Genomic DNA, 14679 nt, shown 5'->3' with positions numbered 1-14679 from the left:
ACGATCTGATGGCGGATATCGCGGTGATCTTTCACTGGCCGCCGTCAGAACTCTATCCCCTGAGCCTGACAGAACTCATCACCTGGCGCGAGAAAGCGCTACAGCGAAGCGGAAACAGATATGAGTAACAGCGCAAAATTAGAGGAATTGCTCACGGCTGTTGATCAGGCGACGCGCCCGTTTCAATCGTTGCAGACAGAGAGTCTCTCTCTGTCTGGCAGCGTGAAAGGAACGGAGAAAAACCTGCGCGGCTTATACGGTCAGCTTGCGCAGGTCGACGACATCATGCGCGCGGAAAAAGCCCTTGCCTCCGTCAATGCGCAGCTGAATGCCATAAAACAGAACAGGCAAAATGTCGCCAACGGCACGGCAGCACCAGCGATTCCCGATCCCTGGAGTGCTCAACCGAAGTCGGAGAAAGCGCTCAAAAAGGAACGACTTACCCTGCGCAGAACGATCAAAGCTAATAAGACCTCCCTGAAGACAGCCGGTATTGAGGCGAGCACGCCTTTATCCGCGCGGCTCCAGCTGAGGAGTCGTATCAGCGATGAGTCGGCACAGCTGATCACCCAACGCCAGGCACTCAAGCAGCAGCAGGATCAGAAGCGCCAGCAGCGCGCGGCAAAAATCCAGGCCGTGCAGCAGCGCCTTCTGGGTGCGGGCGAAAAGGTCTCCGCCATTGGCGAGAGAGGCAAGTCGATTGCCACCACCGGCTTTGAACTTGGCAAAAAAATTATGCAGCCGGGCTATGAAGCCTCGCTGAAAAACAGCCCGCTTGCGCCTGCGACAGCGTCTGATAACGCAGAATCAGATGTGCAGAACAGTCCCCCCGCCACCGGAACAGCGGTTGCTACGCTGCAAAATGGCTCGGGAACAGCCGTTGCTGCCCTGCAAAACAGTGCCGGTGCCTCGGGAACGGCGGTCGCAGCACTGCAAAATAGCGCTGCCGGCCCGGCTGCGGCGATGCAGGGCAGTGTCGGCAACCTGGGTAGCGATCTCGAAGCCCTACAGGCGGCGTATCAGTCGCTGAGCGTTGATATTTTCAGTACCCAGGAGTCATCCCTGCGATCGCTGGTGCAGACAGCGACCCACTACGTCGGGAAGCTGCAAGAGTGGGTGCAAAATAATCAGGGCCTGGTGCAGAGTTTTGGGCTTATCGCCACGGTCGTGGTGGGCATCGCGGGTGCCGTCGGCACCGTAGCGGGCGTTATCGCGCCGGTGTTCACCGGCATCAGCACGCTTATCACCATCGCGACGACGCTCGGCAGCGTATTTACCACTATTTTCGGCGGCATAGCAGCCGTGATTGGCTCACTCACGCTACCGATTGTCGCCATTATTGCCGGCATCGCCGCAGCTGCGCTGCTGATATATAAGTACTGGGAGCCGGTTAGCGCCTTCTTTGGCGGCGTCATTGAAGGCATCAAAATGGCGTTTGCCCCCATCGCCGAGTTGTTTACACCGTTCCAGCCGCTTTTCGAAGGTATCGGCCAGGTGATAAGTAACATTGCCGGGTGGTTCGGCGATCTGCTCACCCCCGTCAAATCCAGCCAACAAACCCTTGAGAGCTTCGGTAACGCCGGAAAGATTTTCGGTCAACTGCTGGTTGAGGCACTGACAATGCCTTTCAAACCGCTAAAACTGCTGATCGAGGGGGTGACGTGGTTGCTGGATAAGCTCGGCGTTATTAACAAACAGTCGGCTGATGCCAGCTCCGATAAGCAGAATCAACCTGCTACTGGCGGCGCGGCGTTCGGCATGGTGCAACCTCCTCGCTTAGAGAACTATCAGGCGGCGCGCCCGGCGGCCGGCGGCTCCTATGTCGATCAAAGCAAGAGCGAATACAACATCACTCTGCAGGGAGATATGTCACCCGGCGGCGATGGCACGCGCCACTTAAGAGATCTGCTGGCACAGCACGAGCAGGAGAAACGCACTAACTCCCTTTCACAATTCAGCGCGGCAGGAGGATACGCCTCATGATGCTGGCACTTGGGCTTTTTGTATTTATGCGGCAGACGCTGCCCTATCAAACCATGCAACGCGATAGCACCTTCAGATGGCCCAGCAACGCGCGCATGGGTAAACGCAACGCGTTTCAGTACACCGGGCCGGAAAACGACACCATCACTATCAGTGGCGAACTCTTCCCGGAGATTACCGGCGGCACGCTGTCACTTTCGGCGGTACGGCTGATGGCGGAACAGGGCAAAGCCTGGCCGTTGATTGATGGTACGGGCATGATTTATGGGATGTTTGTGATTAATAGCGTCAGCGAAACCGGCACTCTTTTTTACCCGGACGGTTCGCCGCGCAAAATCAACTTCACGTTGAAGCTGACCCGCGTCGATGAGTCGCTGAAAGCGATGTTTGGCGACATTTATGACCAGGGTAAGCAGCTGGCGACCGACATGCTGGAGAGGTTCTGATGCTTAATGCATTCACAAACGGCTTAGCACGGGTACGAACGCCGGCATTTTCGCTAAAACTCGGGGAAAAGGATATTACGGGCAATATTCAGTCCCGGCTGATATCTCTGATAGTCACCGATAACCGGGGATTTGAAGCCGATATGCTGACGCTGACGCTCGATGATGCTGACGGGCAAATCGAGATGCCGGAGCGGAGCACTATTATTACGCTGGCCATCGGCTGGCAGGGTGCTGCGCTGACTGAAATGGGCACCTTTATCGTCGACCAGGTCAGCCATAAAGGGGCGCCGGATCAGGTTAGCGTTACCGCCAAAAGCGCGGATTTTCGCGGTAGCCTGAACAGCCAAAAGTCTGGCTCCTGGCATGATACGACGCTCGGTGCCATCGTTGAGGAGATTGCGAAGCGTAATAAGCTGGAGACCAGCCTGCCACCTGCGCTGTCGGAAATTAAGATTGCGCATATCGATCAGTCGAAAGAGTCCGACGCAGATTTTCTGACGCGCCTGGCGCGGCGTAACGGTGCAGAGATCGCCGTCAAATCGGGGAAATTATTCTTCATCGTTCCGGGTATGTGCATGGTGGGGGGCAAAACGATGCCCTCCGCCACAATAGCCCGTAGCGATGGCGACAGCCATGATTTCTCGGTTGCCGATCGCATCAACTACTCTGGCGTCACGGCTTACTGGCAAGATACCGCCACGCCCAAAAACCAGAACACGGTTCAATTGCAGAGAAAATCAGCGCAACAGAAGGTCACGCCCATTTCCCATCCGCAGGCGGTCAGCAGCGCCACAGCCTCAAAAGAGAAAACAGAGTCGACAAGCTACACGGCCGGTGCGGACGATAATGTTCTGGTTCTTACAACGACTTTCGCAAACAAAGAAGAGGCAATACGGGCGGCTCAGGCAGAATGGAGTGCTATTCAGCGTTATGGCGCACAATTTTCCCTTACGCTTGCGTTCGGTCGGGCAGATCTGCGGCCCGAAATGCCGGTCATCGTTACTGGCTTTAAAAAAGCGATCGACGATACGTTCTGGGTGATCAAAAAAGTGACCCATACCATGAACACTCAGGGTTTTATCAGCAAAGTGGAACTGGAGGTTAACATCCAGAACACCACAGTTGAAATCGTGTAAAAGGGCAAAAACAACTTATAACTTGCATTTGCAAGCTTAAGGGTTATCATAACTGGCATAAACACGAAGGAGATCCCACTATGATGCATTGCCCGGTATGCCAGCAGGCGGCGCATGCGCGCTCCAGCCGCTACCTCAGTACCGAAACCAAAGAGCGTTATCACCAGTGTCAGAACGTTGAGTGTGGTTGTACATTTGTCACCCATGAATCGCTGGCACGCTATATTGTCCGGCCTGCGCTAGCGCCCACCGCTTCGCCTGCCAGCCTGCGCTAACGTCGCCACCTCATTAAGCCTGCATCCGCAGGCTTTTTTTATGCCTGTAGATCGCCTGTTTTCCTGCCGCCACTGTGCCGCCATCGGCAATAAAAAAGGGGTTAGCATTACGCTAACCCCTTGTTCTATAACACGCTTTGGATGTAGCGCGTGCGCTATCTTAGTTAAGACGCTCTTTAATACGAGCAGACTTACCGGTGCGCTCACGCAGGTAGTACAGTTTAGCTTTACGTACAGCACCACGACGTTTAACAGCAATGCTGTCAACTACCGGAGAGTGAGTCTGGAAGACACGCTCAACGCCTTCGCCGTTGGAAATTTTGCGAACAGTGAATGCAGAGTGCAGACCGCGGTTACGAATAGCGATAACCACGCCCTCGAATGCCTGCAGACGTTTTTTGGAACCTTCAACAACCCATACTTTCACTTCCACGGTATCACCCGGACGGAAGGAAGGTACGTCCTGCTTCATCTGCTCTTGTTCAATTTGCTTAATGATGTTGCTCATAATTTAATCTCTTATCCTGGGTAAACTGATATTTGGAGGGCTTAAGCCATCCCATCATGTTTCTGTTGCTGCTGTTGTGCGTGTTCGCTTTTGAACTCCGCCAGCAACCTTGCTTGCTCTTCAGTCAGAGCCAGGTTTTCCAGAAGTTCAGGTCTTCTAAGCCAGGTGCGGCCCAGCGACTGCTTCAGACGCCAGCGACGTATCTCGGCATGATTTCCCGACAGCAAAACCGCCGGTACTTCCATCCCTTCTAACACTTCAGGACGAGTATAGTGCGGACAGTCCAGCAATCCATCAGCAAAGGAGTCTTCCGTTGCTGAAGCTTCGTGGCCCAGTACCCCCGGAATAAACCGGGAAACCGAGTCAATCAGCGTCATTGCTGGCAGCTCACCGCCACTGAGCACGTAATCACCAATAGACCACTCTTCGTCAATCTCGGTCTGGATTACCCGCTCATCTATCCCTTCGTAGCGACCGCACACCAGAATCAGTTTCTGATTGGTAGCCAGTTCGCTCACGCCCGCTTGATCCAGCTTGCGTCCCTGAGGCGAAAGATAAATCACCTTCGCGCCTTCGCCCGCCGCGGCTTTCGCTGCGTGAATGGCGTCCCGTAAAGGATTCACCATCATTAGCATTCCCGGTCCGCCGCCGTAAGGACGTTCGTCCACGGTACGGTGCCGGTCATGAGCGAAGTCACGTGGACTCCAGCTCTCAATGCTCAGCAGGCCTTTTTTTACTGCCCGGCCAGTTACCCCGTAGTCGGTAATCGCGCGGAACATTTCAGGAAACAGGCTAATTATGCCAATCCACATAGCGCCGTCTTTTACCGTATATCCGGAGGTTTAAAAACCAGGATCCCAATCTACTTCAATGGTTTGAGTAGCGAGATCGACTTTCTTGATAACCTGCCCATCGAGGAACGGAACCAACCGCTCCTTGATACCGAACGCATCTTTCAGGTTTGCCTTGATGACGAGAACGTCATTCGACCCGGTTTCCATCATATCGATGACTTTACCGAGGCTGTAACCTTCAGTAGTCACTACCTGGCAACCCATAAGGTCTTTCCAGTAGTAGTCACCCTCTTCCAGTTGCGGCAACTGCGCGGAATCAACGAGAATTTCGCAATTCGTCAGAAGATTCGCGGCATCGCGATCGTCAACGCCTTTCAGCTTGATGACGATATCCTGATTGTGGTAGCGCCAGCTTTCCAGCTCAATGCTCTGCCACTGACCCGCCTTCTGGATAAACCAGGGCTGATAGTCAAAAATGCTTTCGGCGTCTTCGGTGGAGGAAAACACTCTGAGCCAACCACGAATTCCGTAAGAAGATCCCAGTTTGCCAACAATAATTGGCTCAGCAGGGGCCGATGCGGTTTGTTGCTTGCTCATCATGACCACCGTGACAGATTAAGCTGCTTTCTTTGCTTCTTTGATCAGCGCGGAAACGCGATCGGAAACGGTAGCGCCCTGGCCAACCCAATGAGCGATGCGATCCAGATCCAGGCGAGTGCCTTCTTCTTTATCAGACGCGATCGGGTTGAAGAAACCAACGCGCTCAATGAAGCGACCGTTGCGTGCATTACGGCTGTCAGTAACAACAACCTGGTAGAACGGACGCTTTTTAGCGCCGTGACGAGCTAAACGAATAGTTACCATAACATCCTCTTGTGTGAATAAAACACCCGGCCCCATCGAGGAACGGAGCCTAGTGTCATATTAAAAGCCCGAAAATTTTACTGATTTTGGGGGGAATTGCAATCAAGATAAAGCAAACAAGGGAAATAAGGCGTATGTCGGTGCAGCCAGTTTGGTTCCGGCGTGCGCACAGAAAGCGGAGCGTGCACGTAGTACATGAGCATTTCGAGCACACTCCAGGGCCAAAATGGCAAACAAGATAGCCTTATACCCTTGTTTTAGCGGCCTGGGAAACCTGGCGGCATCATCCCTTTCATGCCACGCATCATCTTCGCCATACCGCCCTTCTTCATCTTCTTCATCATGCGCTGCATGTCGTCGAACTGTTTAAGAAGACGGTTTACATCCTGTACCTGCATACCGCAGCCTGCGGCAATGCGGCGTTTGCGCGAGCCTTTGATGATGTCCGGGTTGGCGCGCTCTTTGAAAGTCATCGAGTTGATGATCGCTTCCATACGCACCAGCACTTTGTCATCCATCTGCGCTTTAACGTTATCCGGGATCTGGCCCATGCCCGGCAGCTTGCCCATCAGGCTCGCCATACCGCCCATGTTTTTCATCTGGCGCAGCTGCTCAAGGAAGTCGGTCAGATCGAAGCCGTCGCCTTTTTTCAGCTTGTTCGCCAGCTTCTCAGCCTGCGCGCGGTCAACTTTGCTTTCGATATCTTCGATCAGCGACAGCACATCGCCCATGCCGAGAATACGCGACGCGATACGATCCGGGTGGAACGGCTCCAGCGCTTCGGTTTTCTCACCGACGCCGAGGAATTTGATCGGCTTACCGGTGATATGGCGGATAGAGAGCGCCGCACCGCCGCGGGCATCGCCGTCCACTTTAGTCAGCACGACACCGGTCAACGGCAGCGCTTCATTAAAGGCTTTTGCCGTGTTGGCGGCATCCTGACCAGTCATGGCGTCGACAACAAACAGCGTCTCAACGGGCTTAATCGCCGCGTGAACCTGTTTGATCTCCTCCATCATCGCTTCATCAACGTGCAGACGACCGGCGGTATCCACCAGCAGCACGTCATAAAACTTCAGCTTCGCCTCTTTCAGCGCCGCGTTAACGATGTCGACCGGCTTTTGCGCGACGTCAGAGGGGAAGAAATCGACCTCGACCTGCTGCGCCAGCGTCTCCAGCTGTTTGATCGCCGCCGGGCGGTAAACGTCCGCGGAGACGACCATCACTTTCTTCTTGTGCTTCTCGCGCAGGAACTTACCGAGCTTACCAACGCTGGTGGTTTTACCCGCCCCCTGCAGGCCCGCCATCAGCACTACCGCCGGCGGCTGCGCCGCCAGGTTGAGGCTCTGGTTCTCTTCGCCCATCGCGGCAACCAGTTCGTTGCGCACGATTTTGACGAACTCCTGGCCCGGGGTCAGACTCTTGTTGACTTCGTGGCCTACCGCTTTCTCTTTCACGCGGTTGATAAAGTCACGCACTACCGGCAGCGCAACGTCAGCTTCCAGCAGCGCCATGCGCACTTCGCGCAGGGTCTCTTTGATGTTGTCTTCAGTGAGGCGTCCACGGCCACTGATATTGCGCAGTGAGCGCGACAAACGATCGGTTAAATTATCAAACATTGTCTCTCGCCTGAGGTGATACGATTGGCCGCCAGCGCGACGCATAACAGAAATTCGCCGCAGTATAGCATGAAGACATCGCGGCTGTATGTGATGGAACTGTTGGAGGCTGGGTCACGTAACGTTATACTGCTTCTCTTTCTCTCTTAGTCAACTGTCGACACGCCTATGCCCGTTTTTGCCCTGATCGCTCTTGTTGCCTACTCAACCAGCATCGCGCTGATTGTTCCCAGCTTGTTACAAAAAAACAGCGGCTGGCGCAAAATGGCCATCTTTTCAGCGGTGCTTGCGCTTATATTCCACGGCTTCGCGCTGAAAGAGCGCATCTTCCCCGACGATGGTGGTCAAAACCTCAGCCTGCTCAACGTCGGTTCACTGGTCAGCTTAATGATCTGTACGGTGATGACGATTGTCGCCTCGAAAAACCGCGGCTGGCTGCTGCTGCCGATTGTCTATACGTTTGCGTTAATCAATCTCGCTTTCGCCATTTTCATGCCGAATGAGTTCATCACCCATCTGGAAACCACGCCCGGCATGATGGTGCATATCGGTCTTTCGCTGTTCGCCTATGCCACCTTAATTATTGCGGCCATGTATGCGCTCCAGCTGGCGTGGATCGATTACCAGCTGAAGAATAAAAAGCTGGCTTTCAGTAATGAAATGCCGCCGCTGCTGGTGATTGAACGCAAGATGTTTCATATCACCCAGGTCGGCGTAGTGCTGCTGACGCTCACGCTCTGCACCGGCCTGTTCTACATGCAGAACCTGTTCAGCATGGAAAATATCGACAAAGCGGTGCTCTCGATCATCGCCTGGTTTGTCTATATTGTCCTGCTGTGGGGCCACTATCATGAAGGCTGGCGCGGTCGCCGCGTCGTCTGGTTCAACGTCGCAGGAGCCGGTATTTTAACGCTCGCCTATTTTGGCAGCCGCGTCCTGCAACATTTCGTAAGTTAAAGCAAAGGAGTTCCCCCTGGAACACATCTCCACCACGACGCTGATTATTACGCTTATCATCATGGTCGTGGTTTCAGCCTATTTCTCCGGTTCAGAAACCGGAATGATGACCCTCAACCGCTATCGCCTGCGCCATATGGCCAAGCAGGGCAACCGTGCGGCCAAACGCGTCGAAAAGCTGCTGCGTAAGCCGGATCGCCTGATTAGCCTGGTGCTGATCGGCAACAACCTGGTCAACATTCTCGCCTCGTCGCTGGCGACCATTGTCGGCATGCGCCTGTACGGCAATGCCGGTGTTGCCATCGCCACCGGTGTGCTGACCTTTATCGTGCTGGTTTTTGCCGAAGTGCTGCCAAAAACCATCGCTGCGCTCTACCCGGAAAAGGTCGCCTTTCCCAGCAGCCTGCTGCTTGGCCCGCTGCAAATTATCATGCTGCCGCTGGTGTGGCTGCTGAACGGCGTGACGCGTATTTTGATGCGTATGATTGGCATTAAAGCCGATGTGGTGGTCAGCGGTGCGCTCAGTAAAGAGGAGCTGCGCACCATCGTTCATGAGTCGCGCTCGAAAATTTCCCGCCGCAATCAGGATATGCTGCTGTCGATTCTCGATCTGGAGAAGGTCAACGTCGACGACATCATGGTGCCGCGCAATGAGATCGTCGGTATCGATATCAATGATGACTGGAAATCGATTGTGCGCCAGCTGACCCACTCGCCGCACGGCCGCATCGTGCTTTACCGCGACTCGCTGGATGACACCATCAGTATGCTGCGCGTGCGTGAAGCCTATCGCCTGATGACCGAGAAAAACGAGTTCACCAAAGAGGTGATGCTGCGCGCCGCCGATGAAATTTACTATGTGCCGGAAGGGACGCCGCTCAGCGTTCAGCTGGTGAAGTTTCAGCGTAATAAGAAGAAAGTCGGCCTGGTGGTGGATGAGTATGGCGATATTCAGGGGCTGGTGACGGTCGAAGATATTCTTGAAGAGATTGTCGGGGATTTCACCACCTCCATGTCGCCTGCGCTGGCGGATGAAGCGACGCCGCAGAATGACGGTTCGGTGATTATTGACGGCAGCGCCAGCGTGCGCGAGCTGAACAAAGCCTTTAACTGGCGCTTACCGGAAGATGAAGCGCGAACCATCAACGGCATGGTGCTTGAAGAGTTAGAAGAGATCCCGGCAGCAGGGACGCGCGTGCGCATTGAGCAGTACGATATCGATATTCTCGATGTGCAGGAAAACATGATTAAACAGGTGAAAGTGATCCCGGTTAAAGCGCTGCGGGAGAGCGTTACAGAGTAAAAAAAACCCTCTCATGATGAGAGGGTTTTAGTTTTATGCTTTCGCTTTGGCGACGGTGACCATCGCGGCGCGAATAGTGCGACCATTCAGGGTGAACCCTTTCTGCATCACACCCAGCACGTTGCCGGCGCTGACCTCTTCCGACTCGACCATCGCAATCGCCTGATGCACATTTGGATCCAGCGGAACGTTGGTGTCGGCAATCACCTCAACACCAAATTTCTTCACTACATCCAGCATGTTTTTCAGGGTCAGTTCGATACCTTCGACCATCGGCGCCATCTCGGCGTTCTCTTTGTCAGCCACTTCCAGCGCGCGATCCAGACTATCGATAACCGGCAGCAGTTCATTAATGAACTTCTCCAGCGCGAATTTGTGCGCTTTCTCGATATCCAGTTCGGTACGGCGACGCAGGTTTTCCATCTCCGCTTTGATACGCAGCACCGTCTCACGCTCGCGGGTTTCCGCTGCTGCTAACTGCGCTTCCAGATTCGCAATTTTCTCATCGCGCGGATCCACCTGCTCAGCCGCTTCGTCAGGCTCAACTACCGCCTCAACGTCGTCGTGCTGTTCCTTGATAATTTCTTCCGGGGACTGCCCGTCAGGCGTTTTCTGTTCTTCACTACTCATGAATTTCTCCGCGTTTTTTTGCAATCATCTCGCTAACCTGCATTATTATGGGGATCCGTTTCCTGGATTCAAGGGAACAAGTCAGATTGTCATCATTCATTCGCCACAAGGACCCGCAGAAAATGACCCAACATTTCAAGTGTATTGGTATTGTCGGGCACCCGCGCCACCCTACCGCGCTCACAACACATGAAATGCTCTACCGCTGGCTGCATGCCAAAGGCTATGACGTGATGGTTGAACAGCGTATTGCCCATGAGCTGAAACTCGCGAATGTGAGAACCGGTACGCTGGCGGACATTGGGCAGCAGGCGGATCTGGCGGTGGTGGTTGGCGGCGATGGCAATATGCTTGGCGCGGCGCGCACGCTGGCGCGTTACGACATCAAAGTCATTGGCATCAACCGCGGCAACCTGGGTTTTCTGACCGATCTCGATCCCGATAATGCGCAGCAGCAACTGGCCGATGTACTTGAGGGACACTACATCGCCGAGAAACGGTTTTTGCTGGAAGTGCAGGTGTGCCAGCAGGATTGCCAGAAGCGTATCAGCACCGCCATTAATGAAGTGGTGCTGCACCCTGGCAAAGTGGCGCACATGATTGAGTTTGAAGTCTATATAGATGAAGTTTTTGCCTTCTCCCAGCGCTCGGATGGCCTGATTATCTCCACGCCAACCGGCTCCACGGCCTACTCACTCTCGGCGGGCGGCCCGATCCTCACCCCTTCGCTGGACGCTATTACGCTGGTGCCGATGTTTCCGCATACCCTCTCTGCACGTCCGCTGGTGATTAACAGCAGCAGCACCATTCGTCTGCGTTTTTCCCATCGCCGTAGCGACCTTGAAGTGAGCTGTGACAGCCAGATCGCGCTACCGATTCAGGAGGGTGAAGATGTGCTCATCCGCCGTTGTGACTATCATCTGAATCTGATTCACCCGAAAGATTACAGCTATTTCAATACGTTAAGCTCAAAGCTTGGCTGGTCAAAAAAATTGTTCTGAAAAGAGGCTGCGGGGCTTTACTGTATATAATTCCAGTTTATACTGTACGAAAACACAGTTATGGTTTTTCATACAGGAAAGCAACCATGTTGGCACAACTCACCATCAGTAATTTTGCTATCGTTCGTGAGCTTGAGATCGATTTTAATAGCGGGATGACGGCTATTACCGGCGAAACCGGCGCAGGTAAATCCATCGCGATTGACGCGCTCGGGCTCTGCCTTGGCGGTCGAGCTGAAGCTGACATGGTACGCGCCGGCGCACAGCGCGCCGATCTCTGCGCTCGCTTTGCCCTGAAAGATACCCCTGCCGCGCAGCGCTGGCTCGAAGAGAATCAGCTTGAAGATGGACGTGAGTGTTTACTTCGCCGCGTCATCAGCAGCGATGGCCGCTCCCGCGGCTTCATTAACGGTACTGCCGTTCCCCTTTCCCAGCTGCGCGAACTGGGTCAGCTGCTTATCCAGATCCACGGTCAGCATGCGCATCAGCTGCTGATTAAATCCGAACACCAGAAAACCCTGCTTGATGGCTATGCCGGTGAGTATGTGCTCACTCAGCAAATGGCGGAGCGCTACCGCGCCTGGCATCAGAGCTGTCGTGAACTGGCACAGCACCAGCAGCAGAGCCAGGAGCGCGCCGCGCGCGCCGAGCTGCTGCACTACCAGTTGAAAGAGCTTAATGAGTTCAACCCGCAGCCGGGCGAATTCGAACAGATTGATGAAGAGTACAAACGTCTCGCTAACAGCGGACAGCTACTCTCCACCAGCCAGCATGCGCTGAATGTGCTTGCCGATGGCGAAGACGTTAACCTGCAGAGCCAGCTCTACAGCGCCCGCCAGCTGCTTACAGAGCTGACCGGGATGGATACGCGTCTCTCCGGCGTGCTGGAGATGCTGGAAGAGGCCGCGATCCAGATCAGCGAAGCCAGCGACGAATTACGCCACTACTGCGACCGTTTAGACCTCGATCCGAACCGCCTTTACGAGCTGGAGCAGCGTATCTCCCGCCAGATCTCGCTGGCGCGCAAGCACCATATCGCACCGGAAGAGCTGCCACAGTTCCACCAGTCTCTGCTGGATGAGCAGCAGCTGCTTGAAGATCAGGCGGATTCGCAGGAGACGCTGGCGCTGGCCGTTAGCCATCACCACCAGCTGGCGCTGGAGAGCGCGCAGCAGCTGCATGCGCAGCGCGTGAAGTATGCGCAGGAGCTCAGCCAGCTGATCACCGAAAGTATGCACTTACTCTCCATGCCGCACGGCGTGTTTGAGATTGATGTGGCGTTCAATGACCATACGCTGACGGCGGACGGCGCGGATCGTATTGAGTCCCGCGTGACCACCAACCCTGGCCAGCCGCTCCAGGCGATTGCTAAAGTGGCCTCCGGCGGTGAGCTGTCACGTATCGCGCTGGCGATTCAGGTGATTACCGCCCGTAAGATGGAAACCCCGGCGCTGATCTTCGATGAAGTGGACGTGGGCATCAGCGGCCCGACTGCCGCCGTTGTCGGTAAAATGCTGCGCCAGCTCGGCGAATCGACGCAGGTTATGTGCGTAACGCACCTGCCGCAGGTGGCCGGCTGTGGGCATCACCACTTCTATGTCAGCAAAGAGACCGATGGCGCAATGACGGAAACCCATATGCAGCCGCTGGATAAACGTGCGCGCCTGCAGGAGCTGGCCCGTCTGCTGGGCGGTAGCGAAGTGACGCGTAACGCGCTGGCGAATGCCAAAGAGCTGCTGGCAGCGTAAACTTTTCGGTAATATGACGGTCTGACTTCTCGACAAAACGACAACAGACCCGGCCACAAAGGTTTTAAACTGGCGAAAGGTCTATTATTATCGGCATATTACATATGAGCCACGTACTGTTCGGGCCCGAAAAGGAATCAAATCACTATGCGCTGTAAAATGCTGACTGCTGCCGCAGCGGTTCTTCTGATGTTGACCGCTGGTTGCTCCACTCTGGAACGCGTGGTTTACCGTCCGGATATCAACCAGGGGAACTACCTGACGCCCACCGACGTTGCCAAAATCCGTGTGGGCATGACGCAACAGCAGGTTGCGTATGCACTGGGAACCCCGATGATGAGCGATCCGTTTGGCACCAACACCTGGTTCTATATCTTCCGTCAGCAGCCAGGCCATGAAGATGTGACTCAGCAGACGCTGACTCTGACCTTCAACAGCAACGGCGTGTTAACCAATATCGACAACAAACCGGCACTGACCAATCAGCGCTAAGTTTGAAAAAAGCGGTAAACGCCAGCCGGTTTAACCGCCAGCAAAAGAAAAAGGTGCTCAGTGAGCACCTTTTTTGTATCTCGCGCCAGGCAAAGGAGTTACGACTTGTTTGCCGCTTTCTCGTTCGCCGCTTTTTCAGCGCGCTGGCGACGCAGCTCTTTCGGATCGGCAATCAGCGGGCGGTAGATCTCCACGCGGTCGCCATCATTTACAGTGTCGTGCAGCTTCACCGTCCGGCTGTAGATACCAACCTTGTTCACCTTTAAGTCGATATCTTCGCGCAGCTCCAGCAGCCCGGATGCGCGAATCGCCTCTTCGACGGTCGCGCCCACTTCCACCTTCACCCGCAGCAGATACTGCTTTTCAGGCAATGCGTAGGCCACTTCAACAGCGATTTTACCCGGCACGATAAACCTCTTTCGCGCGATGGGTAAACGCCTGCACCATGTTCGCTGCCAGCTCTTTAAAGATGCGGCCGAAAGCCAGCTCAATCAGCTTATTGGTAAATTCGAAGTTGAGCTGAAACTCCACCCGGCAGGCATTCGAGCTGAGCGGGGAAAAGGTCCAGCCGCCGCTCAGCGACTTAAACGGGCCATCCACCAGGTGCATCAAAATGCTTTTGTTAGCTTCCAGCGTGTTGCGCGTGGTAAAGGTCTTGCTGATCCCCGCTTTCGATACGTCCACGGCCGCCGTCATCTCCGTCGGGCCGGAGTCGAGAATTCGGCTGCCAGTACACCCCGGCAGAAACTGCGGGTAGGCGTCCACATCGTTCACTAACTGATACATCTGCTCCGCGCTATAGGGCACCAGCGCAGTACGGCTAATCTGAGGCATAAGGTTTTCCGCATTCACACAATCGTTAAATAATAACATCTCCCCCGGTTGAAAGGAAAACGCGTTGCCCTAACTCATGCTAAGAT

Annotated in this window: 18 protein-coding genes; 10 read left to right on the top strand and 8 right to left on the bottom strand. The window is 54.6% G+C overall.

The features are described from left to right. The first annotated feature begins 8 nt into the window (after positions 1–8). From EH164_RS05280 to EH164_RS05260, 5 genes are all read left to right on the top strand, one after another. A complete protein-coding gene (locus tag EH164_RS05280) occupies positions 9–128 on the top strand; it encodes a GpE family phage tail protein (RefSeq protein ID WP_034813568.1) in 120 nt (39 codons plus the stop codon). Then, complete coding sequence (locus EH164_RS05275) at positions 121–1983, top strand: phage tail tape measure protein (RefSeq protein ID WP_124967534.1); 1863 nt, start codon at positions 121–123, stop codon at positions 1981–1983. Before EH164_RS05280 ends, EH164_RS05275 begins: the two co-directional genes overlap by 8 nt. Continuing rightward, positions 1980–2429, top strand: a complete 450-nt coding sequence (locus EH164_RS05270) for a phage tail protein (protein ID WP_124967533.1) — start codon at positions 1980–1982, stop codon at positions 2427–2429. Before EH164_RS05275 ends, EH164_RS05270 begins: the two co-directional genes overlap by 4 nt. Next, on the top strand, positions 2429–3568 hold the full coding sequence (locus EH164_RS05265) for a phage late control D family protein (RefSeq protein WP_124967532.1): 1140 nt from the start codon (positions 2429–2431) through the stop codon (positions 3566–3568). The genes EH164_RS05270 and EH164_RS05265 overlap by 1 nt, the downstream gene beginning before the upstream one ends. An 80-nt stretch (positions 3569–3648) precedes the next feature. After that, positions 3649–3843 carry an ogr/Delta-like zinc finger family protein gene (locus tag EH164_RS05260; RefSeq protein ID WP_124967531.1) on the top strand — a complete coding sequence of 65 codons (195 nt, stop codon included), beginning with the start codon at positions 3649–3651 and terminating at the stop codon, positions 3841–3843. Positions 3844–4003: 160 nt separating this feature from the next. On the opposite strand, the gene rplS is transcribed toward EH164_RS05260, so the two are convergent. The 5 genes from rplS to ffh form a co-directional block, all read right to left on the bottom strand. Then, positions 4004–4351 carry a 50S ribosomal protein L19 gene (gene rplS / locus EH164_RS05255; protein ID WP_006178051.1) on the bottom strand — a complete coding sequence of 116 codons (348 nt, stop codon included), beginning with the start codon at positions 4349–4351 and terminating at the stop codon, positions 4004–4006. 41 nt (positions 4352–4392) lie between these two features. Then, complete coding sequence (gene trmD / locus EH164_RS05250; protein WP_023480607.1) at positions 4393–5163, bottom strand: tRNA (guanosine(37)-N1)-methyltransferase TrmD; 771 nt, start codon at positions 5161–5163, stop codon at positions 4393–4395. 30 nt (positions 5164–5193) lie between these two features. After that, positions 5194–5742 (bottom strand): ribosome maturation factor RimM, encoded by a 549-nt coding sequence (gene rimM, locus EH164_RS05245; RefSeq protein ID WP_023480523.1) that lies wholly within the window; start codon positions 5740–5742, stop codon positions 5194–5196. Positions 5743–5760: 18 nt separating this feature from the next. Then, on the bottom strand, positions 5761–6009 hold the full coding sequence (gene rpsP / locus EH164_RS05240; RefSeq protein WP_023480584.1) for a 30S ribosomal protein S16: 249 nt from the start codon (positions 6007–6009) through the stop codon (positions 5761–5763). Between the two features lie 257 nt (positions 6010–6266). Next, positions 6267–7628 (bottom strand): signal recognition particle protein, encoded by a 1362-nt coding sequence (gene ffh / locus EH164_RS05235; protein WP_023480583.1) that lies wholly within the window; start codon positions 7626–7628, stop codon positions 6267–6269. A gap of 168 nt (positions 7629–7796) precedes the next feature. Between ffh and EH164_RS05230 the strand changes: the two genes are divergently transcribed. Together EH164_RS05230 and EH164_RS05225 are read left to right on the top strand one after the other, a co-directional pair. Next, positions 7797–8585, top strand: a complete 789-nt coding sequence (locus EH164_RS05230; protein WP_023480617.1) for an inner membrane protein YpjD — start codon at positions 7797–7799, stop codon at positions 8583–8585. Positions 8586–8601: 16 nt separating this feature from the next. After that, positions 8602–9888 (top strand): HlyC/CorC family transporter, encoded by a 1287-nt coding sequence (locus tag EH164_RS05225; protein ID WP_124967530.1) that lies wholly within the window; start codon positions 8602–8604, stop codon positions 9886–9888. A 33-nt stretch (positions 9889–9921) separates the two neighbouring features. On the opposite strand, the gene grpE is transcribed toward EH164_RS05225, so the two are convergent. Further along, positions 9922–10518, bottom strand: coding sequence for a nucleotide exchange factor GrpE (gene grpE / locus EH164_RS05220; RefSeq protein WP_023480606.1), 597 nt, complete (start codon positions 10516–10518; stop codon positions 9922–9924). Positions 10519–10640: 122 nt separating this feature from the next. On the opposite strand from grpE, the gene nadK reads away from it, so the two are divergent. The 3 genes from nadK to bamE all read left to right on the top strand — a co-directional run bounded on the left by nadK (position 10641) and on the right by bamE (position 13759). Next, positions 10641–11519, top strand: a complete 879-nt coding sequence (gene nadK / locus EH164_RS05210) for an NAD(+) kinase (protein WP_023480522.1) — start codon at positions 10641–10643, stop codon at positions 11517–11519. Between the two features lie 86 nt (positions 11520–11605). Next, entirely contained in the window at positions 11606–13267 is a 1662-nt protein-coding gene (gene recN, locus EH164_RS05205; protein ID WP_124967529.1) for a DNA repair protein RecN, read from the top strand. 147 nt (positions 13268–13414) lie between these two features. Continuing rightward, the gene (bamE, locus tag EH164_RS05200) at positions 13415–13759 is read left to right on the top strand and encodes an outer membrane protein assembly factor BamE (RefSeq protein WP_023480683.1); all 345 of its coding nucleotides are present in this window, start codon (positions 13415–13417) and stop codon (positions 13757–13759) included. 98 nt (positions 13760–13857) lie between these two features. Here bamE and EH164_RS05195 read toward each other — a convergent pair whose 3' ends face one another. Further along, positions 13858–14166, bottom strand: coding sequence for an RnfH family protein (locus tag EH164_RS05195; protein ID WP_124967528.1), 309 nt, complete (start codon positions 14164–14166; stop codon positions 13858–13860). After that, a complete protein-coding gene (locus EH164_RS05190; RefSeq protein ID WP_206430692.1) occupies positions 14156–14593 on the bottom strand; it encodes a type II toxin-antitoxin system RatA family toxin in 438 nt (145 codons plus the stop codon). Before EH164_RS05190 ends, EH164_RS05195 begins: the two co-directional genes overlap by 11 nt. Positions 14594–14679: the final 86 nt, after the last annotated feature.

The organism is Kosakonia sp. CCTCC M2018092, from assembly GCF_003864115.1.
In the GTDB taxonomy this organism is placed as follows: Bacteria; Pseudomonadota; Gammaproteobacteria; order Enterobacterales; family Enterobacteriaceae; genus Kosakonia; species Kosakonia cowanii.
The sequence above is the reverse complement of the archived record's forward strand: the minus strand, read 5'-3'. Positions and strand labels throughout refer to the sequence as shown.

Coding starts and splice junctions, on each gene's coding strand:
- recN (WP_124967529.1), top strand. CDS start 11,606: ATGTTGGCACAACTCACCATCAGTAATTTTGCTATCGTTCGTGAGCTT.
- EH164_RS05270 (WP_124967533.1), top strand. CDS start 1,980: ATGATGCTGGCACTTGGGCTTTTTGTATTTATGCGGCAGACGCTGCCC.
- EH164_RS05230 (WP_023480617.1), top strand. CDS start 7,797: ATGCCCGTTTTTGCCCTGATCGCTCTTGTTGCCTACTCAACCAGCATC.
- bamE (WP_023480683.1), top strand. CDS start 13,415: ATGCGCTGTAAAATGCTGACTGCTGCCGCAGCGGTTCTTCTGATGTTG.
- ffh (WP_023480583.1), bottom strand. CDS start 7,628: ATGTTTGATAATTTAACCGATCGTTTGTCGCGCTCACTGCGCAATATC.
- rplS (WP_006178051.1), bottom strand. CDS start 4,351: ATGAGCAACATCATTAAGCAAATTGAACAAGAGCAGATGAAGCAGGAC.
- EH164_RS05275 (WP_124967534.1), top strand. CDS start 121: ATGAGTAACAGCGCAAAATTAGAGGAATTGCTCACGGCTGTTGATCAG.
- rpsP (WP_023480584.1), bottom strand. CDS start 6,009: ATGGTAACTATTCGTTTAGCTCGTCACGGCGCTAAAAAGCGTCCGTTC.
- EH164_RS05260 (WP_124967531.1), top strand. CDS start 3,649: ATGATGCATTGCCCGGTATGCCAGCAGGCGGCGCATGCGCGCTCCAGC.
- nadK (WP_023480522.1), top strand. CDS start 10,641: ATGACCCAACATTTCAAGTGTATTGGTATTGTCGGGCACCCGCGCCAC.
- EH164_RS05280 (WP_034813568.1), top strand. CDS start 9: ATGGCGGATATCGCGGTGATCTTTCACTGGCCGCCGTCAGAACTCTAT.
- grpE (WP_023480606.1), bottom strand. CDS start 10,518: ATGAGTAGTGAAGAACAGAAAACGCCTGACGGGCAGTCCCCGGAAGAA.
- rimM (WP_023480523.1), bottom strand. CDS start 5,742: ATGAGCAAGCAACAAACCGCATCGGCCCCTGCTGAGCCAATTATTGTT.
- trmD (WP_023480607.1), bottom strand. CDS start 5,163: ATGTGGATTGGCATAATTAGCCTGTTTCCTGAAATGTTCCGCGCGATT.
- EH164_RS05265 (WP_124967532.1), top strand. CDS start 2,429: ATGCTTAATGCATTCACAAACGGCTTAGCACGGGTACGAACGCCGGCA.
- EH164_RS05190 (WP_206430692.1), bottom strand. CDS start 14,593: ATGCCTCAGATTAGCCGTACTGCGCTGGTGCCCTATAGCGCGGAGCAG.